The 19,926-nt window shown below is 55.9% G+C and carries 17 protein-coding genes; 6 read left to right on the forward strand and 11 right to left on the reverse strand.

Going from position 1 to position 19,926, the window contains the following annotated elements; genetic code table 11:
- Positions 1-700, reverse strand: a 700-nt coding sequence (locus IQ273_RS03185) for a threonine/serine dehydratase (protein WP_194021732.1), incomplete at its 3' end; no start/stop codon positions are given.
- Positions 701-858: 158 nt separating this feature from the next.
- Between IQ273_RS03185 and IQ273_RS03190 the strand changes: the two genes are divergently transcribed.
- Complete coding sequence (locus IQ273_RS03190; protein ID WP_194021733.1) at positions 859-2,034, forward strand: extracellular solute-binding protein; 1,176 nt, start codon at positions 859-861, stop codon at positions 2,032-2,034.
- Between the two features lie 78 nt (positions 2,035-2,112).
- Here the strand turns inward: IQ273_RS03190 and IQ273_RS03195 are convergent, their stop codons facing one another.
- The 3 genes from IQ273_RS03195 to IQ273_RS03205 form a co-directional block, all read right to left on the reverse strand.
- Entirely contained in the window at positions 2,113-2,988 is an 876-nt protein-coding gene (locus IQ273_RS03195; protein ID WP_194021734.1) for a hypothetical protein, read from the reverse strand.
- A gap of 22 nt (positions 2,989-3,010) precedes the next feature.
- The gene (locus tag IQ273_RS03200; RefSeq protein ID WP_194021735.1) at positions 3,011-5,644 is read right to left on the reverse strand and encodes a TIGR03960 family B12-binding radical SAM protein; all 2,634 of its coding nucleotides are present in this window, start codon (positions 5,642-5,644) and stop codon (positions 3,011-3,013) included.
- An 82-nt stretch (positions 5,645-5,726) separates the two neighbouring features.
- Positions 5,727-6,056: an STAS domain-containing protein gene (locus IQ273_RS03205; RefSeq protein ID WP_228052265.1), complete on the reverse strand. Its 330-nt coding sequence runs from the start codon at positions 6,054-6,056 to the stop codon at positions 5,727-5,729.
- A gap of 315 nt (positions 6,057-6,371) precedes the next feature.
- On the opposite strand from IQ273_RS03205, the gene IQ273_RS03210 reads away from it, so the two are divergent.
- Complete coding sequence (locus IQ273_RS03210) at positions 6,372-6,605, forward strand: hypothetical protein (RefSeq protein WP_194021736.1); 234 nt, start codon at positions 6,372-6,374, stop codon at positions 6,603-6,605.
- Positions 6,606-6,782: 177 nt separating this feature from the next.
- On the opposite strand, the gene IQ273_RS03215 is transcribed toward IQ273_RS03210, so the two are convergent.
- Complete coding sequence (locus tag IQ273_RS03215) at positions 6,783-7,172, reverse strand: hypothetical protein (protein ID WP_194021737.1); 390 nt, start codon at positions 7,170-7,172, stop codon at positions 6,783-6,785.
- Positions 7,173-7,741: 569 nt separating this feature from the next.
- Between IQ273_RS03215 and clpS the strand changes: the two genes are divergently transcribed.
- Together clpS and IQ273_RS03225 are read left to right on the forward strand one after the other, a co-directional pair.
- On the forward strand, positions 7,742-8,029 hold the full coding sequence (gene clpS, locus IQ273_RS03220; RefSeq protein WP_194021738.1) for an ATP-dependent Clp protease adapter ClpS: 288 nt from the start codon (positions 7,742-7,744) through the stop codon (positions 8,027-8,029).
- A complete protein-coding gene (locus tag IQ273_RS03225) occupies positions 8,022-8,879 on the forward strand; it encodes a CPBP family intramembrane glutamic endopeptidase (RefSeq protein WP_194021739.1) in 858 nt (285 codons plus the stop codon). The genes clpS and IQ273_RS03225 overlap by 8 nt, the downstream gene beginning before the upstream one ends.
- Here the strand turns inward: IQ273_RS03225 and ppk1 are convergent.
- From ppk1 to IQ273_RS03240, 3 genes are all read right to left on the reverse strand, one after another.
- Positions 8,820-11,036, reverse strand: coding sequence for a polyphosphate kinase 1 (gene ppk1 / locus IQ273_RS03230; RefSeq protein WP_194021740.1), 2,217 nt, complete (start codon positions 11,034-11,036; stop codon positions 8,820-8,822). The genes IQ273_RS03225 and ppk1 overlap by 60 nt on opposite strands.
- A 4-nt stretch (positions 11,037-11,040) precedes the next feature.
- On the reverse strand, positions 11,041-11,277 hold the full coding sequence (locus tag IQ273_RS03235) for a hypothetical protein (RefSeq protein WP_194021741.1): 237 nt from the start codon (positions 11,275-11,277) through the stop codon (positions 11,041-11,043).
- Between the two features lie 179 nt (positions 11,278-11,456).
- Positions 11,457-13,130 (reverse strand): mechanosensitive ion channel, encoded by a 1,674-nt coding sequence (locus IQ273_RS03240; RefSeq protein WP_194021742.1) that lies wholly within the window; start codon positions 13,128-13,130, stop codon positions 11,457-11,459.
- A gap of 236 nt (positions 13,131-13,366) precedes the next feature.
- Between IQ273_RS03240 and IQ273_RS03245 the strand changes: the two genes are divergently transcribed.
- The gene (locus IQ273_RS03245; protein ID WP_194021743.1) at positions 13,367-13,822 is read left to right on the forward strand and encodes an SRPBCC family protein; all 456 of its coding nucleotides are present in this window, start codon (positions 13,367-13,369) and stop codon (positions 13,820-13,822) included.
- Positions 13,823-13,994: 172 nt separating this feature from the next.
- Here the strand turns inward: IQ273_RS03245 and IQ273_RS03250 are convergent, their stop codons facing one another.
- Positions 13,995-14,444 carry an RNA-binding protein gene (locus IQ273_RS03250; protein WP_194021744.1) on the reverse strand — a complete coding sequence of 150 codons (450 nt, stop codon included), beginning with the start codon at positions 14,442-14,444 and terminating at the stop codon, positions 13,995-13,997.
- 708 nt (positions 14,445-15,152) lie between these two features.
- A complete protein-coding gene (locus tag IQ273_RS03255; RefSeq protein ID WP_194021745.1) occupies positions 15,153-17,651 on the reverse strand; it encodes a hypothetical protein in 2,499 nt (832 codons plus the stop codon).
- A gap of 185 nt (positions 17,652-17,836) precedes the next feature.
- Between IQ273_RS03255 and IQ273_RS03260 the strand changes: the two genes are divergently transcribed.
- On the forward strand, positions 17,837-18,583 hold the full coding sequence (locus tag IQ273_RS03260; protein WP_194021746.1) for a sulfite exporter TauE/SafE family protein: 747 nt from the start codon (positions 17,837-17,839) through the stop codon (positions 18,581-18,583).
- Positions 18,584-18,646: 63 nt separating this feature from the next.
- On the opposite strand, the gene IQ273_RS03265 is transcribed toward IQ273_RS03260, so the two are convergent.
- Positions 18,647-19,924, reverse strand: a complete 1,278-nt coding sequence (locus tag IQ273_RS03265; protein WP_194021747.1) for a DNA repair exonuclease — start codon at positions 19,922-19,924, stop codon at positions 18,647-18,649.
- Between the last annotated feature and the right edge of the window lie 2 nt (positions 19,925-19,926).

A 19,926-nucleotide genomic window follows, 5' to 3' on the forward strand; every position in this document is an offset into this window, starting at 1 on the left:
GGGTGGGGGTGGCCTCTAGCTCAACAATCTGACCGGCCTCAACGCTGCTTTTAAGCGTTGGTGCGCCCACAGGCTCAATGCCGACAATGCGAATCTCGGGCTTAAGCGCCTTCGCCGCCAGGCTGACGCCGCCAATTAAGCCGCCACCGCCGATCGCAACTAGCAGCGTATCGACCTGGGGTAGGTCGGCCAAAATCTCCAGGGCCAGGGTGCCCTGCCCAGCCATCACGCGCGGGTCGTTGAAGGGGTGAATGTAGGTCAGCCCCTGGGTATTAGCGACGGCCATGGCGGCGCGGTTGGCGTCATCCCAGTCGTTGCCCTCAAACACTACCTCTGCTCCCCACTGGCGTAACCGTTCCGCTTTGGCGGCGGGCACGTTGCGGCCCAGGTAAATGGTGGCGGGCACCTGGGCCAGCCAGCCAGCATAGGCCACAGCCAGCCCGTGGTTGCCTCCCGAAGCGGTGATAATCCCCTTTTGTAGTTCGTCGTTGGAGAGGCTTTTAAGGGTGTTCACGGCACCTCTAGCTTTGAAGGAGCCGGTTACCTGCAGGCAGTCGAGCTTGAGCCAAAGGTCGGGGCAGCCAGGGATGGGCTGCTTGAGGGCGATCGCGGGTACCAGAGGCGTATGCCGGATATAGGGCGCAATGCGATCGCGAGCTGCCTTAACATCATTTAGGGTGGGGGGCAGGGTAGGGGGCACAGAATTACGTTGATAGTTGGCTGGCTAAATAATCTGCTGGCTGTGGAGAAAAAAGTACACCAGCCGAGCCAGGCTGAGGCCAATAAACGACACCAAAATAATGGTTATAGAGACACTGACAATATCTCGAACAGCTTTCATGGACGTCCTAAAGCGCTATGGTTGATCAGTATTCTCCCCCGGAGAGGGAAGCTGAGGGGCAAATGCTCATGAATCGTCGCAGCTTTTTAGCGGGTGCAGGTGGGTTAACCCTCACAACGCTGCTAGCCGGGTGCCAGCGATCGTCAGGCTCTAGCCTCAGGTTAGCCATGCTGACCAATTCGGTACCGGCTCAGTTGCTCAGTGCCTTTCAGCAGCTGCCAGAGCGGGGCAGCAACATCGCCGTTAACCCTAAAGAATCGCTGGTAGAGCTGTATGGCTTGCTGCAGCAGTGGCACCGCCAAGCCGAGGATACGCTATCACAGGCCGACTGGGTAAGCCTGGCCGACTACTGGCTGGCCCCCGCCATTCGCCAGGAGCTTGTGCAGCCGCTGGAGGTATCAGCCCTCACCCACTGGGATGACTTGGCGGCGGTGTGGCCCGAGCTGGTGCGTCGCAATGCCGAAGGAATGCTCAGCCCCGACGGCAGCATTTGGGCCGTGCCCTACCGCTGGAGCCACCTGGTGGTGCTCTACGATCGCGATCGCCTACCCAGCCCCAGCGCTTCGCTTACCACCTGGGCCGACTTGCTGCGCCCCGAACTCAGGCGGCGGGTGGTGCTGCCCAACCATCCTCGCCTAGTGCTGGGTCTGGCTCAAAAGGCCTTGGGTGCTTCAGCCAACACCGAAGACCCAGCGACTGTAGAAGGCTTAGAACCCTTTCTGGCCGATTTGCAAAATCAGGTGCGCCTCTACGACTCTGACCACTACCTCGAAATGCTGCTGATTGGCGATGCCACCGCCGTTGTAGCCTGGTCAGATGATGTGCTACCCCTGCTGAAGCAGTATCGCCATTTGGCGGTGGCCGTACCACCCGAGGGCACGCTGCTCAGCGCCCAGCTTTGGGTTCGCCCCCAGGCGATCGCGCCCGCCGCTTCAGACCAAGCCATCTCTACCGCCCTCAACTGGCTCGACTTTTGCCTAGATACCGACTTTGCCCTACAGCTGGCCATCTTTGGGCAGGGCACCTCGATTCGGCTGTGGGAAACTGAGCGATCGCAGCTACCCGAGCCGCTGCAAACGCCGTCCACCATTGCCTTAGCCCCCAGTGTGGCCGACCAAAGCGAGTTTTTGCTGCCCCTCAGTACCGCCGCCGAAGATCGCTACAGCCGTTTGTGGCAAAGCCTGCGCAGTTGAGCGCCCCCTGGGTCTTTCGTAGGGGCAAACGGTCGTTTGCCCTCACCTAAATTCATGCCTCAGTGCAGCAACGCCGCGCTAGTTGGTACTCGACGATGACGTTACCCCAGCGCTTTGCAGACTAGCCTCAGCCGCTGCGGCCTGAGCCGCCTGCTGGCGACGCTCACTCTCGGCCAGCAAATTGCGCTGGAGCAGCACAATCAACCCTGCGTCCAGGTTAGCTGAGCAGGTTCGAACATTGTCTTCTGCGGCTAAGTCTTCTGCGGCTAGTGGTTCGGCCAAAGGGTCGCCAGGCTGGTTGATAAAGTCACAGGCGTAGAGGCCCATCATGCGGTAATTGCGAGAATTACCCTGGAAAAACCGCAGGTTGTAGCCAAAGTCGCGGGCGGCGGTACCAAACTGGTTGATGACGGCGTAGCGCTCGTTGTAGGTTAGCACCGACCAGATCTGAGCATTGACCATCACATCGACCACCGTCGTGCCCGAATCTTTCACCTGGTACGAAATCCACGAGTCGACCAGGCGACGACCGCCCAGGTGCGAGGTCAGCGAGTCGCGGTTCCACCAAAAGCTGGGCAGGGTCATGGTGTCGGCAGAGGCCCGGCGACTATCGCTCGATAGCGACTCATCCACAATGCGATCGGTAAAGCTATCGCCATTGGGCAGCGTGGCGGTCGGAAACACCAAAAGCTCACAGAAGGTTTGCTGAATCTGGGCCGATCGCTCAGGCCAGTAGGGCGTTAGCATCTCGCTGGGGCAGTCTGTCTGAGCCTCAGCCGGGCGCGGTGCGGTGATTAGCAGACCTGCGCCTGCGATCGCCAGCAAAACCCGTCGCCCCAACCAAACTCGCTGCCTCCAGCGAGCAGATTGAGTGCAACCCTGCTCCTGCTCTGGTGCCAGATCTTGGCCTGAGAACTGCGCCGCCGCTGGTGAATGGCCTGTTTCTCTGTCCATGATCCGCCCTCTCAGGGTTGCTCTAACTAAACATTAACCGGCTGCGATGCACGTGCTGTAGGCCTACGGTCTGGCCTGCCACCTGTTCTACTAGGGTGACGACTTGCTCCGGGCGCAGCAGGTTCCCGTCGTTGCGACAGTTACCGACAACCCTCAGCCAAACGCCGTATTCTCCCTGAACATATTCTAGCCCTGGCGGCAGAGGTTGATCGGCTGTCACCAAGGCCAGCTCGTGCAGACGCTCCCGCAGGTTTATGACCTGGGTTTTGCCCGACTTTGTTTTCTTCTCCCACAAACACTCTTCCAGGGCCATCACCGCCTCAACCCACTGTTGCCATGGGGCTGGAGCGTCATGCTCTGGAGTGAGCCGTAGGTAGTATTCGGCTCGGTCTAGGCGCTTGGTGGCCGAGGGTTCATCGAGGGGCACCTCCGCAATGTCGTACAGAGGAATTTCTGGCGGTAGCTGGGCGGCTAGCTGCTGCAAAAAGTCAGCGGGGGCGATCGCGCGGGTCAGTTCAAAATCGATCACTTCGCCGCTGCTGGTGGCCCCCAGGGGTAATGCATTGGCAGGCGACAGCCGAGGTCCGGGGTGAAAGCCGCCGGTAAAGGCAATGGGCAACCCGGCTCGCCGCAGGGCGCGATCGAACAGGCGCACCAGGTCTAGGTGGCCCAGCAGCGCCATAGATCCGAGCTTGCCTAGGGTGACCCGCAGGCGCTGCACCCGCTCAGATTTGGGCTGACCATGGCCCGCAAAGGCTGGAATGGGCAGCGGCGGCACCACAATGTTGTGGCCAAAGTCGGGGCCGCACACGCCGCAGTGGCTACAGCCCTCAAAGGAGCAATCGGGTACGGTGGCCGCTTCTAGAGCACGGTGCAGATCTTCCTTCAGCCAGGTTTTGTCGATCCCCGTATCGAGGTGATCCCAGGGCAGGGGGGCATCTAGGCTGCTAGCCCCCTCGGCGGTGTCCATTACGTTCCACTCGCCCTGGTCGACCTGGCGATATTTCAAGGTCAATCCGGCTTCGTCAATGGCCTGGGTCCAGGCTTTAAAGGCGGTTTCTAAGCTTTCCCACCAGCTATCCATACCGGCCCCCAGTTCCCAGGCGCGACGCACTACCGGGCCTAGGCGGCGATCGCCCCGCCCGACAAAGTCTTCCATCGCTGAAATCCGCACGTCGGTAAAGTTGACCTTGGCCCAGCGCATGGCCCTAAACTCCTCCCGCAGCAGCCGCTGCTTGCGCAAAAACTCCTCCGTCGATACCGAGTGCCACTGAAACGGCGTGTGGGGCTTGGGGGTGAAGTTGGAAATGGTGATATTAAAGGACAAAGGCCGCCGCCCCTGAACGGTGCAGGCCTGGCGCAGCCAGCGCACAGTTTCGGCAATGCCCAGTACGTCGACGTCGGTTTCGCCCGGCAGGCCAATCATGAAGTAGAGTTTGACCCGGCTCCAGCCCTGCTCATGGGCGGTCTTGATGCCGCGCAGCAGCTCTTCGTTGGTCAGACCCTTATTAATGATGTCGCGCATGCGCTGGGTGCCCGCCTCAGGGGCAAAGGTTAACCCGGTGAGGCGGGTGCCGCCGATGATATTGGCGATGTTTTCGTCAAAGCGATCGACCCGCTGGCTAGGCAGCGACAGCGAAATGTTTTCGTTTTTGAGCCGGTTTTTGACCTCTACCCCCACCGCTGGCAGGGCCAGATAGTCAGAACAGCTCAGCGACAGCAGCGAAAACTCGTCATAGCCGGTTTTGCGCATGCCTGTCTCGATCGCATCGACCACCGCTTCAGGCTCCACATCGCGGGCCGGACGGGTGAGCATGCCCGGCTGGCAAAAGCGGCAGCCTCTTGTACAGCCCCGGCGAATTTCGACCGTCAGGCGATCGTGAACGGTTTCGATGTAGGGTACCAGGCCCATGGCGTAGGCGGGGATCGGTGTGGCCACCCGTCGCAGCACCCGCGCGGGCACATCGGGCCGGTTGGGGTGAACCGAGCCGTCGGCAGCCATGGTGTAAAACTGGGGCACATACACCCCCGGCACCTGAGCCAGATCGAGCAGCAGGTCTTTGCGGCTGAGGCCAGCGGCTTTTCCCTCCTCAATCACCAGGGCAATTTCGGGCAGCAGTTCTTCACCATCGCCCAGGGCAACAAAGTCAAAAAAATCGGCGTAGGGTTCGGGGTTGGAGGTGGCGGTTTGACCACCGGCAAAAATGAGCGGCCAGGAGCCTGCTTCTACAGCAAAGCCCCCGGCCTGGTTGCGCTCCTCCCAGGTCAGCGGAATACCCGCCAGGGAGAGCATTTCAAGGATGTTGGTAGCCCCTAGCTCGTAGCTGAGGCTAAAGCCTAAGATATCGAAGTCAGTCAGCGATCGCTGCGACTCGACGGCAAACAGCGGTGTTTCGGTTTCCTTTAGCTTAGTGGCCAGGTCGGCAGCGGGCAGGTAGGCGCGATCGCACAGCTGTCTGGGCTGGGCATTTAAGATGCTGTAGAGAATGATGTGGCCTAGGTTAGATGCCCCAACTTCGTAGACCTCCGGGTAAGTTAGCACCCAGCGCACTGCAGCCTGATTCCAGGGCTTATGAACAGCACCTAGCTCATTGCCCAGGTAGCGACCTGGCCGAGAAATATCCGCTGTAACTAATGTATTAACTGATACAGACACAACCTAGTTGCCCCAACATTTGCAAGCATGATTTTCACTCACACTATAGCGGGCTGAGGGCAGACTCTGTCAGAGTCGCGGCTTAGGCTGCCGCAGGCAGAGCCTGGGGGAGCTCATCCACCATTTCAAAGGCGCGATCGAGCTGGGTAAGCTCAAACACGATGCGAATGGTGGGTGGCACTGAGCACAGGCACAGGCGCTTTTGTAGCTGCCGGGCGTGCTTAAGTGCCGAGACTAAAGAGATTAGCCCGGCGCTGTCGAGAGACTCTACCTGGCTCATGTCCACAAAAAGTCCGCTGGTTGAGTCAGACTGGATTTTTTGCATCAGAGATGCGTGGAAAACATGGGCATTGGAGGCATTGAGAGAGCCCTGAGCTTGAAAGATAGCCATTTCCTTAGTCATCGTATGCATACTAGGTACACTCCAGATTATGGATAATGTTAAAAACTATTAAAGCCGTCAAGCTACCTTATGAAGGTAATCGGAAACACTTTAACTGGGATACTTTTGTCGGTTTGTTGGCCGAAACTTGATATAGATTCAGACCTTGTTAATTAAATACCTACGTGAATCTACTGAACATATCTCCAACGATTGAATTATTTTGTGACTTGGATCACGAATCTTTGTGGTAGGTTTCACACCTTTTAGAAGGCAGGGTCACTGGCTGTTCCAGACCCAGGGGCGACAATAAGTAACAACTACATCGCGCTCAGGTAATGGTTCATGGCCCCCACGTTTTCCATTCGTCGACTGGTAGAGCAAGCCCTTCACAGTGGGCTACTGACTCCTGATATTGAGCAAGGCATCAACTCTGAACTATCTCGCCTTGGATATTTACCCATTGGCGATTCCGAAGCTCTCGAACTCCTGATGTATGAGATGGACGAAGGCCGCATTCGTCTGGTTCCAGGACTGGGTATCTACGGCGAGCCGATACAGCAGCCGGTATCTACCTAATTCAGCTAAATCCTGAAGCGTCAACGATACGAAGATTGGCCCAACTTCCAGCATTGTCAGGCTACCCCTGAGGTTTCTAGTGGGTATCTCGGGCATCTTTGTAAAAGCTTCATCAAATCCGTCCGGATTTTTACGGCTTCCTAGGCGCAGCGGTTTTGGCTCTAGTTCTGTCTGGCCCTAGTCTAGGGAGCTAGCTGTACTGTGGCGATCAGCCCACAGCGATCGCAAAAATTCACTGATACCTACAGATTCTGCGCGCGAATCTGGTGCTGAGCTAGGGGCTGCAGCCTTGGCAGACAGCGTTGCCAGTAGAGGAATAACATCGGTATCTAAGGCGGGCTGTAGCTGGTCTAGCGGCCAGAGCATGTCTGGCACAGTGGGCTTGTTGAAATCAGGGGCTGTGGTGTCAAGAGCTGTGCCCAAGGGGGTGATCTCAGCTTCGCTGGCCAGGGCTAGAGGTCTTATCCAGCCCCTACACTGAGGTGCTAGCACCTGAATCACCTCGGCGTAGAGGCGAGTTTGGCGGCACTCTAAAAATACGATTTGGCCTGCAACCAGGGATGTCATGGGTTGATAGTGGGCTGATGTAGTGCTTTGGGTCCAAGGGTCGCAGCGGTAGGTCAAGGCGATCGCTGTGGTGTTTGCTGATCTGTTATCTTCTGCTGTCTACTGATCTATGGTATCTATTGCAATAACCTGACAGCACTGGCGAGATTACCTGAAGTCGCCAGTCTTTGGGCGGGTATCTAGATGGGCGAAAGACGGGCAAACCGAAAATGCGGGAATTGACGGAGGTTACAGTGGCCTCACACCCAAATTTAGATTTAGCCGGTTCATCCCTAGGATTATGCCAAAGCCATCGTGAAGTTTTATGATGATGGAGGGGTAAGCCAAAAGAGAGCTGCTTTCAAAGTGCCTCTTCAGGCCGCCGCCTTAGGCCGCCCTAAAAGGGCATGACTGGTCCTAGGGCTGTTCTAGGTTAGGAACTAGTCTAGGGCTGGCTAACAAGAGTCTTACAGAAGAGATGGCCCAATGCGCTGCTTTTAGGGCTGTCGCCTGCAGGCGTGGTCTCTCTACTTGCCCTTGAACTAGGCCCCTTGAACTAGGCCCCTTGAATTAGGCAAAGAGGTGTTGCTGTGTCAGTTGAAACCATCGAGCGGACAACAACGTCCACGATTAAAAAACCTGCTCCCCGTTACCGGGTGCTGCTCCACAACGACGAATTCAACTCGATGGAATACGTAGTGGAATCGTTAATCAAGGTGGTACCCAGTCTGACCATGCCCCAGGCGGTCGATATTATGATGCAGGCCCATACCGCTGGAGTGGCCCTGGTGATTACCTGCGCCATGGAGCACGCCGAGTTTTATAGCGAAGGGCTGTGCAATCTCGGTCTAAGCAGCACCATCGAACCGGATGAATAAGCTGCCTTGGCCTAAGCTGGCTAAGTTTCCGCCCCTGGGACGGGTGCTGATTTTTTTGCTAATCGTGGTGGCTCTTTGGCTGCCCCTGGCGCTGCCGCTATACTGGCTAGCGGGGCAGGGCACCCTGCCTGGCGGCGACTTATTCCCGACCGCCTTGCTATACATTATTTTTTTGGTGGTGCTACCCCGTTGGGAGCGACAGGTCCGAGGTGAGACTCACCCCTGGACCCAGGTTGGGTTTGCCGGTCGTCGAGAACTAGCTCAAGGAATGGCGACGGGAGCCGCAATTGGGGCATTTAGCATTGCGGTGCTGGCGATGGTGCAGGTGCTTTTGGGCTGGGCCGATTTAGACCCTAGTGGGGTGAGAGGGCTAAACCTGCTTCAAGTTGGCTTGGTAGGGGCATTGGCGGCTACTGCCGTGGGCTGGTCAGAGGAAGTGCTGTTTCGCGGCTGGCTGCTGCGTGAGCTAGAGCAGGGCTGGTCACCTGCGGTGGCTTTGGGGGCAACCAGCCTGATTTTTGCGATCGCCCACTTCATTAAACCCCTCGACGCCATTTTGGCGCTGCTGCCTCAGTTTGTGGGGCTGCTGCTGCTGGGCCTAGTGTTAGGGTGGGCTCGACGAATTCCGGTTGGCCCTGGCAAAACTGGTTTGGGCCACCCGGTGGGGCTGCACGCCGGGCTGGTATGGGGCTACTACCTGCTAGAGGTGGGTAACCTGCTGCAGCCTACCGGCACTGTACCCGCCTGGGTTATCGGCTTAGACGGTAACCCCCTAGCCGGACTGCTGGGGCTAACGCTGCTTGCGGGACTTGGCGCTGCGATGTTTCACTGGAGCCGTCGGCGCAGCTAAGGCACTGCTGGCCTGGGCCATGAGCTGGACTTGGGTACTACGCGCTACCTCCCCATCCCCTGGGCGGCGTTGGTGATAGCTGCCATCGGCGGCCATATCCCAAGCTTGGCGGTTGTCTTCTAGGCAAAGGTTTAAAATAGCTTTGAGTTCTGCTCTCAGAGCGGGTTCGGCAATGGGTACCATGACCTCTACTCGGCGATCGAGGTTGCGGGGCATCAAGTCAGCACTGCCCAGCAGAAATGTTTCTTGGCCACCGTGTTGAAAATAAAGCACCCGAGAGTGTTCTAAAAACTGCCCTACGATACTTATGACTCGAATGTTATCGCTAACGCCCGGTATCCCTGGTCGCAGGCAGCAGATACCTCGGACAATTAAATCGATCGCAACCCCTGCCTGGGACGCTTGGTAGAGCAGCGTAATTAGAGCGGGATCGACCAACGAGTTCATTTTGGCAATAATGCGCCCGCCTTTTCCTTTTGTTTGAAAGGCCATCTCTTGCTTGATTAAGTCCACGAGCCGCTGGCGCAGGGTGAGCGGGGCCACCAGCAGCTGGCGGTAAACCTGCTGACGCGAGTAGCCAGTCAGGTAGTTAAACAAATCAGAAATATCGGCTCCAATGTCGTCCTGGGCGCTGAGCAGGCCTAGATCAGTGTAGAGTCGAGCGGTTTTGGGATTGTAGTTGCCGGTGCCTACGTGATAGTAGCGTCGAATCTGCTGGCCCTCACGACGCACCACTAGGGTTACCTTGCAGTGGGTTTTAAGCCCCACTAGTCCGTAGACCACATGCACTCCCGATTGCTCCAGCTTGCGGGCCCAGTTGATGTTGTTTTCTTCATCGAAACGGGCTTTGATTTCAACTAGAACAGTCACCTGCTTACCGTTTTCAGCCGCAGAAATCAGGGAGCTGACGATTGGCGAATCGCCCGAGGTTCGGTACAGCGTCATTTTAATTGCCAATACCTGGGGGTCGTGGGCCGCCTGAGTAATAAACCGCTGCACAGTAGCTGAAAAGGAATGATACGGATGGTGCACCAGCTGATCTTGCCGCCGCAGCAGCGAGAACAGATCTTCGGCGGTTTCTAGGGCCGTATCGTCAGCATCTACTCTAGGTGGACTGAGGTTTTCGATGGCCGGTGGGACTGTGGCTGTCCAAACAGGGGCTTTGAGGTCGGGCAGGGGCAGAGCCATAAAGGTCATTAGATCGCCCAGGCCAATCAATCCATCAATATCGTAGACGTCGGTTTCGGCCAGCGCGAGTTCTTCCATCAGCATGGCTCGCACCGGGCCGGGTGTATCTCGCTGAATCTCCATCCGTACCGCTGACCCGCCACGGCGGCGTTTGCGCAGCTCCTGCTCGATGGCCAGCATGAGGTCGTCGGCTTCGTCTTCTTCGACGGCTAGATCGGCGTTACGAGTAATTCGAAAGCCGTAGTGCTCCTGCACCACCATGCCAGGAAACAGCGTTGTCAGGTTGGCGGCAATTACCTGCTCTAGGGGCACTCCCAGCCATCGACAGGGACTATCCTTCAAATTTTCGGCTTCAGGATTGGGTATCGGAATAAACCGAGGGAGCACCCGGGGTACCTTGACCCGAGCAAAATGTGTTTGCTGGGTACGGGGGTCTTGTACCACCACCGCTAGATTCAGGCTGAGGTTGGAAATGTAGGGAAACGGGTGACCCGGATCGACGGCCAGAGGGGTCAGAACCGGAAAAATTTGCTCGTCGAAATAGTCACGGCAGTAAATCTGCTGAGCCTCTGTAAGGTCGGTGTGGTCAAGCAGCCAAATGCCCTGATCGGCCATTTGCTGCCTTAAATCATGGGTAAATGATTGGTGCTGCTCTTCGACCATAGGGCGCAGAGTGGCGCTAATAGCGCTGAGATGATCGCCGGGAGATAGTCCATCGGGCGATCGCTTGGTAACCTGAGCTTCAAGCTGCTGCTTGAGGGCCGCCACCCGCACCATAAAATACTCATCTAAGTTAGTGCTAAAAATAGCCAAAAACTTCAGCGCTTCGAGTAGTGGGGTGCGCTCGTCAAGGGCTTCATGGAGCACGCGCCGATTAAATTCAAGCCAGCTGATCTCGCGGCTGATGTAGTAATGGGGATCACTGAGATCGAGGGCGGCTTTACCGCTGTGACGTTCCGCCGTGGCCATAGCGTTAAGACTCCCCCGAAAATGACTCCTCGGCTCCAAATACAGCCTCCTCCTGCCCCTGCCACCATTCGCCTAAGTTCATTAGCGCCTGGTGGAGCGCGGCAAGCTCGGTGGCATAGGTTTCGGGGTCAAGCTGAGGCCGCTGCTCTTGCAGGAGCTGAAGCCGCCACTGAAGTAACAGCCAGGGTTTAGAAAGCCCGTCGGTAGCTTCGATATAGCCCGCCCAGTCCTTGCTGTCCATAGGTGCCTCTTTTGCTAGATTTCGGTGGCCCCTGCGGCTAGTCTGCGCCTAGCGTTGGCCATGACTAACGCCGAACATTGCCTTAAGAACCCTATTGTTAAGGCTGAGTTAACCATACTAACGCGAGTCAGGCCGGAGACACAGTCCCCGGCCTGACTTGAATGAGTTAAAGGTTACAGCTACCGGCGCTGCTTGAAAGAGACCAACCACTCCCGTAGCTCAGTAGCGGCGACCTCACGCCCGCCCAGCCCAAAGGCGATCGCGATCGCCACTGCGATCGCTCCCAGCAGTAGACCAAAGGCAAGGTTAACAATATCTGGGGCAACCCCCATCTGCTGCAAAGCCATCGCTCCAACAAAGATCAAAATGGCAATGCGAGCCGCCTGGGCCAGTACTTTGGCCTGCCCGGAACCCATTGAATTGACCAAACGAAAGGCCAGGTTGGCCAGGTACAGGCCGATGGCAAACACCACTATGCCACTTAGCACCCGCGCCCCAATGAGCAAAATGGCTTGCACAATGTTGGTCAGACCGGGGAAATTCAAAATTTCGGTAGCCGTTACCACGCCAAACAGCACGATCGCGACCAGGGTGAGAATGCCCACCAGTTCGGAGGGAGTTCTGCCTGGGGTCTGCACTGATGCGATCGGGCGGCCTTCAGCATCGAGGCCGGGCTGTACGGTTGTGGTTCCGGTGCCCAGGTTTAATTCTGGCAGTCCGAGAATGCCCATAATATTGTCAAAGCCTGCCCCTTGCAGCAAGCTGGTGACCAGGTCGGCCACAAAGCGCCCTACAAAGTAGGCTGCAGCGATGACTACCCCAGCCATAATGATCTGGGGAATGGCGGTCAACACCCGCTCTAGCATTAGGACGGCAGGGGCCGAAATGGCTTCAATATCGAGTTCGTTGAGGGCGGCCACTACCGCTGGTATCAGCACCAGCACGTAGGCTACGGTACCCGCCAGGCTCGATAGCGACATGCCTCCAGACGTTGTTGAGCCGGTGGTTCGAAGCCCCACACGATGGCCCAACTGGTCAGCCCCGGCGGCCAGCAGCAAGTTAGTCACCACTCCTCGCACAATGCGGGCAATGATCCAGCCAATGGCCAGCACAATCGCCGCTGTAATAATCCGCGGAATCGCCTGTAGGAAGGAATTAATTAACCCCTCCACCGGAGCTAGCAGACCCGGCAGCTGTAGGGCACCTAAAATCAGCGGAATGAACAGCAGCAAAATGAACCAGTACAGCACATTGCCGATGGTTTCGTTCAGAACGATCGGGCTGCTGCCTCGCTCTACACCGGTTTGTTCGGCTAGGCGATCGTCTAGGTTAAACCGCCCTAGGCCATTGACGACAAGCGATCGCACCAGGGTTGCCGTTAGCCAGGCCACGCCCAGCAACAGCAATGCTCCGCCGATACGGGGTAGGTAAAGGAAGATCTGGTCTAAAAAGTTGTTTAGCGGTGTCGATACCCCAGCCAGATTAAGGACATTTAATGCCGCTATGATGGCGAATAGGAAAATAATCCAGTACACCGCCGTCGAGACCCACTTCTCAACCTGTACCGGGCTGTCAGCCGGGCGACCCATGGCCCAGTTGGCCAAGCGATCGTCCAGACTGGTACTGCGCAGAAGTTTGCGTACGACCAGAGCCACCAGGGTTGCCAAGAGCCAGCCCAGCAGCAGCACCGCGATCGCCCCAAGCAAGCTGGGTAAGAACTGCCCCAATTGTGCAGAAGCTTCCTCCATAAAGCGACTAGGAGAAGTTACCGGATTCGCCAGGGGCAGAGTCGATTCCGGCTCAGCTCCAGGCTGTGACACCTGGAGCAACGTCAATGAGAAAAAATCAATCATGATCCTTGTAGTTGAGAGCGTGTTGAAAAGAGCATCGTGCGTGGGGGCAGCTTGCGCGATCTCGACAATGGGCTATTAACTACAGGAAACAAACCGCCCCCGCAACCCTAGTTGAGTAAGCCGGCCACCGCATCGGTCTAGAGGCATAAGACTGCCAAGGTTCGGTACGATAGCTGTCGCCAGGGAAATGTTCCCAATACCGCCGCCCGGGCTGATTCTCTCAGGAGACCGTCAGGATGTCTACCCGTCAAGTGTTCGAACATAGTATTTCTGTCCGTGCTAGCGTCACTGACGTCGAGCAATGCCTGACTTCGCTCGATCTGATGCACCGCTGGCTCAACCCTGCCCTGCGCTGTAAACCCATCGGAGACTGGAGTACCGATGTGGGTGCCCAGAGCCGCTTTATGATTCAGCTGCCCTTCAGGCAACCTACTCTCATTAGTACGGTGGTTGAGCGAGCCCCAGGACTGATTGTATGGTCGTTTCAGGGCTTTTTTGACGGCCAAGATCGGTGGGAATGCTGCCCCGATGCCGTAGGTACGCGCCTTTTGAATCGCTTTGAGTTTGAAATTCCTAACCCAGTGGTGCAGGCCGGATTTAACTGGTTTGCTGCCGGTTGGACAAATCGCGACATGGCCGCTCAGCTGCATCGCCTTAAACAGGTAGCCGAAACGCTTGAAAATCGCTGCTAATGGACGTCAGGGTTATGCCGTATCCAAATCCTATTTAACTGCTCCCAATCTCTCAAGGCTGCTGCTGCATAGCTCTGATTCCCTGTTACAGAGGCCAAGCGAATATGTCAACGCAAAAGCCGCAGAGCTTTATAGATCTGCGGCTCAGCCGAGTTCTTAATGTTAAGGCTGTCTAGCTAGAGGTAGTCTGGGCGGCTAACATCTGCTTAAGTTTTTCTAGCTCTCCTGCCCAGCGAGGATCAGGTTGAACAGCACCACTGCTGGTGGCCGCTGCCGCCGTGGAAGTCTTCCGAACGCCGCCACCCTTACTAGATCGCTTTCCGCTGGCTTCTTCGCTTCTAGGGCGCGAGTCTGTTTCGCCCTCAGGCTTGGTGCGAGGCAACGCTTTCTCAATCTTGATAGGCATGTCAGCCAGTGTCTGGCCGTTCAGCTTTTCGACGATTTCGTCGGCTTTTTCATCAGTTTTTACGGTAACAAAACCAAACCCACGACATTTGCCGGTTTTTTTGTCGGCAATCAGCTTTACAGAAACTAAGTCGGCGTTAAATTCAGTAAAAACGCTTTCAAACTCCTGCCGCTCTAAGTCTTTGGAAAGATTGCCAACATAAAGGCGAATTGACATTTGAGATACCTCTGGTGTTCTAAAACTAAAGGCAAATGAATCGAGATCGATAACCTTGCCGAATAAAGCTTGGGTTTTAGGCCAACCGCTACCTGCCTACAATGCCGCTAACCTAACCAACCACTCTAAGAATTGCAGACTCTGACCTAAAGATGCCTACAGGCCGCATCAAAATGTCAACCCTAAACCTTCTGGTAGTTTAACAAATTTTGCCTCTGGAACTTGCCTAGCTTCAGCGGTAGCCTCTGAGATGACTGAATACTAGAGGAGGAACAATACGCTATCGGTATCACCCCCACCCTGTTGAGGAGTTTTATGACAGTTCACCTAAGAATTACAAAAGCTGTCTAACTCAATCATCTCCCTGAAGAGAGACACTTTCAACATTTTGGGTAAAGCGGAGACTCTAGTCTACAGAAAGTCTCGCTTACAGCAGGTCAGAGTCTTACCGACCAACTGCACCACTCATCACCGTAACACGGGAGCTGAACCCTTGCCGGACTAAACTGCTGATTTCAAACTCAGTCCCTAAGTAAAAACCAGCCGACGAGGGCTGGTTTATTTGCTGTGTTGAGAGTAGGAGAACCCAATACCTAACAACCCCCTGAAGCCAACTCATCGAGTGGGCAGGGGACCCAGGCATGTGTTTCTGTAAACTAATGTAACATCAGCAGGGTTTTACGGCAATATATCTTTACGTTATGCGGGTCAGCCGCCTCTGAAAATGGTCAAAATGCCGATCAGGCTGCTGATTAGACTAATTAGGGTAGCCCAAGCGGGTCCGTAGGTAGAGAAGCTATGGCGCTGATCGAGCTTGACCTGGTTAATGTCTACCCAGAGCATGCCGCCACCGTAGCGACTCCAGCCGGTAACAGTGACCCTACGGCCTACCCAGTTGAGTGGATGGGTTTGAGGCTGAAGTAGGCCTTGTAGGCTCCCCAATGGGACAGGGTTGATCAGTTTTACCAGTCCCGATGAATCATCCAGGTAGAGTTCCTGGCAGCCCCAGTTGCCTGCTCCGGTCAGACCGCGTAGTTTGCCCTGTAGGCTGACCGGTTGTCCCTGCACTGGCACTGGTGAAGATCGCTGCAGCAGAGTCGCGACCGTTTCCCCTGAAGGATTGCTGGCTGGTTGGTTGCTAGGCTCGGGAAAAAGCGCATTAATGCGCAGCAGTAGGCCCAGCCCCAACCCTAGCCACAGCCCTCCGATTAGAATGCTGGGGTCTTGGTAGAGCCAGCTTAGGCGCTGCCAACCGAGCCGATTGACAACGCCTCCTACAAACCACAAGCCCATAGCCAAGCCGCCCCCAGCTACTAGGCCCATTAGGGGGCCTTTTTGCAACAGCAGCAGAGGGAGTGACACTGTCGCCGTAGAACGAGGTGCTGGCTGAGCCGCTTCGGGTTTGAGTGTGAGGCTGGGTTGGCCTCGGAGTAGTGCCTGCTGGTTAAGCCAGAGCAGCCGTTCGCCCAGCGGTTGGTGGGAAGCATTCACCCGCAGCCACTGGCGGTAGGGGTTGAGCCCATCTACGGCTAAAAGAGTACTGAGCACAGCGGCGCGATCGCCCCCTGGAGTCGCCAGTAGACTACCGGGAGCAATCGCCTGGCGGCTGCTGACGGGCATCAACACCTCCAGGCTGGTATGGAGCGGGTGGAGGGTGCCGTGCCGTTGCAGGTGGGTTGCGATCGCAGTCGTTGCCTCTACCAGTACCTCAATCATTTGGTCGGGATGCTGGGTTAGGGCTACGACGCGGCGATCGCCCCAGCGGCAGCACAGTCGCGATAGCCACATTACGGCCTGTCGCAGCAGCCAAAACAGGCCATAGAGAAGGGTGGCTCCGCTGCCTAGCAGGCCTTGAATTAGAGGTTGAGTTAGGGTGTCTGCCCTTTGGGCCAGGCCACGATACCCAGTATGCAGCAGCAGCAGCGGCAGCCCGACGGCTGACAGCACGGGCAGACTGCCATTCACCATCCGAGCCAGTTCGTAGCTGTAGAACGTTGTTAAAGCCTGGTTTGAAGCTTGCTCTAATAGCCCTTGGCTAATCACAATGCGGGTATAGCGCGGCAGCCAGCCGTAGCTGAAGCATAGCGGGGCCGAGTCGGCAATCAACCGTAGCTCTGGTATCTGCCACCCCTGCTGACGGCACACTTGGCGCAATAAACGCAATGTACCGGGGCTATGGGTTTGCAGCTGGCGAATGGATAGTGGGCGCTGGCGGTACCAGGTCGCCAGTACCAGATCTATGAGCCACGGGCTAGCCAGCGCTAGCAGTACTAACCCGATAACAACCCAAGCGGTGTAAGTCTGATAGGCTCCAGGTAGTCCCAACTGAACTGGCCAGCGGACCCCGCGCAGGAGCCTATCTGCGGTTCTCCAGGTGAAATGAAAGGCCCAATTGGTTATCCAAACTAGGGCGATCGCAGTTAACCCTTGCCCCAGCCACAGCGCCAGGGGACGATTCGGTAAAGGCACCTGACGCTGTGGCGTCTGCTGGGGCCGAGCCTGCGGCGCGACTGGCTCCGGTACCGAGGACTTATCTAGAGGGGTTGGGGAAGATGGGGAAGCTGAAGGAGTCACTCCGGCTGGCGTTGCCTTAGTATTTTTACTCTCTGGGGCAGGTTGCTGGTTGAGCTGTTGGTAGTGAAACAGCGATCGCGACTCAGTCTCTGGAGCATCCTGAGCCAAAACATCAGCGGTCTCCTGGACTGTAGTTGTCTGGATAACGTTTTGATCGGGGCCAGTAGGGGGAATCGATTGAGAACCGGGTGCTGGAGTCTGCCGAGGTAAGTTTTTTGAATTTTCTAGGGGAACAAAGCCACTCAAATCTGCTCTGGTGGCGGTTTGTGGCTCCACGTTTGGGACACTAGCGATCGCGGCCTGTTCAGAAAACTGGCTCAGAACCTGATTGGCCCACGTTTGAGCCTGGGGCGAAGGGCTATTAAGTAGTTTGAGACAAAGACGTTTGACCTGATTGCCCTGGCCTAGGCGCTGGTATATTCGCACCCGGCCCATTAGGGCTTTGATGTGGTAAGTCGATGTTGGGGGAAGCTGCTCTAAGCGCTGAAACCGCGCCAGGGCCTGCTCATAGTCCTGGGCTTTAAAGGCAGCTATGGCCTGTTGGTAGAAGGCATCCACCGGTAGGTGAGCGGAATGACTAGAGCCAGAGGCTTGAAAATTTGGGTCAGAATTGGGGTCTATGGGCTGCGCCATACGCCGCTGTTAAAAGTAAAAAAACAGGAGTAGAAACGTTCAAGCATAACCAACTATTCCCAATCTGTTTCTGTGCGCTTGCGCTTAGATATTGAATAATTGGGTCGCTTAGAGCGAAACACGCTCACTAAGGATCATTGTTGCCGCCTAGACTAAGATCTTAGTCACAATGTTGCTCCTATCCTATGATCGCCTTGAGCCTATTTGTGGCTAGTTTTTTGGCCTGGTTTCTCAGCATGCTGGCGGGGGGCGGCAGCCCGTTTATTTTAATCCCAATTATTTCGCTGCTGCTGGGCACGCAGGCCGTAGCACCCATTATTACCACTGGGCTGTTGATTGGTAATGCGCATCGAGGATGGGTGTTTAGAGACCAAGTTGATTGGAACGTGACCGTCTGGTATGTGCCGGGTGCCACTATTGGGGCGATCTTAGGCTCCTATGGGCTGACTCGAATCCATCCAGAGGGTCTGCAACTGCTGTTGGGAGTAGGGCTGCTGGTCGTGGTGGTCAACTATCTACTGCCTGGCCAAGAAAATGATTTTACGATCAAGGCCTGGTACTTTTTGCCGTTGTCTTTGGTCAACGCCATTGGCTCTGCGCTGATTGGCAGCACTGGCCCAGTCATGAACCCGCTGTATTTCAACTACGGTCTAGAAAAAGAGGCCATGGTTGCCACCAAAGCTTTTAATAAGGCCGTGCTACATCTCGTTAAGCTGATGGCCTATGCTGTTTTCGGCAACCTGAGTGGGGAGTACTTAGCCTACGGTTTGGTAATTGGTTTAGGAGCCATACCGGCAAACTGGCTGGGCAAGCAGGTATTAGCAAAAATGTCGGCCCAGCAGTTTCGACAGCTAGTGTTTGCCTTTGTCGCCGTTAGTGGCGTGGCTATGATCTGGCAACAGCGGCATTTTCTAACCGTTTGGTTTATGTAATCTTGAGCTTCGTGGTCCTAAGTATGGTGCAGGGTGCCCCAGAGCTTATGCTTGGGATGCCGCTTAAGTCTGTGGGGCGGCGACAGTTTCATCCAAGCCTAGCAGGGTTTCTACTAAACCGTAAAGGTCAATTTCATCAGCTCCGGCAAGCTGACGATCTTTGAGGTCAGTGAGGCCTCTGGCCAGCTCTGGGGCACGAGTTTTGTAATCACGATGGGCTGTGAGCATGTCTTCAAAAATGGATTGCTCAATTTCAACTCGATTTTGGCCTTCGCTCAAAGGTGTTTGGTAGCCCATCTCTTCTACGTCATATCTAATCAGCACTAACAGTGCGTTGCTGGCCGCTTTAATTGCCTCCTGAAGGCGGCGAGTGTCTAGCTCCAGACGGTCGAATCCTACCTGACCGGTTATTTTTAATTCTAGAATAGGGGCTGTGTCACTCCGATCCTGAGCGGCAGCCGCGATCGCCTTATCCATCGCCATCTGAGTTAGCTCATCCAGGCTCTCCTGCCCTTTCGCTACTAACTCCAGCCGCACAACAGGGCGCTGAAAATAGTCGGTTTGCAGCTGTGCGTCAACGCCCTGAGGTGACAGATTTACCAGGTAAGCGCCTCGCTGAAAACGGCTTTCTTCCACGTTGTTGGCTTCCAGCGAACCGGGGTTAAATACCCAGCCTTCAGCAGTGTAATTTTTATGGATGTGGCCCAGAGCCAAGTAGTCTACCCCGGCATCTTTCAACGGCAGCAGCTCGGCATAGCGTAATGCCCCGGCGTAGCGAGCAATTTGCCCCTCCAAACCGTGGTGAAATAGTAGAACTGTGTGGTCTGGACCAGTCGGGAGTTCTTGAATTGCCCCTGCTAGTAGCTCAATGGCGCGAGGGGCGGTGGCTCCGTACCAATTTGAGCCGACAACGCGCACTCCACAAGGTAAGTCGATATAACCCCCCGAGCGAGTTGTTTCGTCCCAGGGAGACAGACGATTCTCTGCATCGGCCCCGTCATTGGGTTCGAGCAGCTTGAGCAAATCCCATTCAGAAAGGTACTTGAGCCAACTGGTGCGGGTACCGTAGGGGCGATTGTCGTGGTTGCCCTCGATCGCCAGTACCGGAATGTCGGCATCTTTCAGCGCTTGGAGGCAGACCTGGGCCTGATTAAGGGTAGCGGGTCTGATGTTGCGGTGCTCGAACAGATCGCCTGCAATCGCCACAAAGTCAACCTTCTCCTCAATGGCGTAGCGCTCCAGTACCGTTCGCAGGGCGCGAAAAAAGTCTTTAGTGCGTTCTGGCGTATCGTAGCGGTCAAACCCAAGGTGAATATCGGCAATGTGGAGAAATTTAGCCATAC

This window comes from Nodosilinea sp. LEGE 07298 (assembly GCF_015207265.1).
Taxonomy (GTDB): Bacteria; Cyanobacteriota; Cyanobacteriia; order Phormidesmidales; family Phormidesmidaceae; genus Nodosilinea.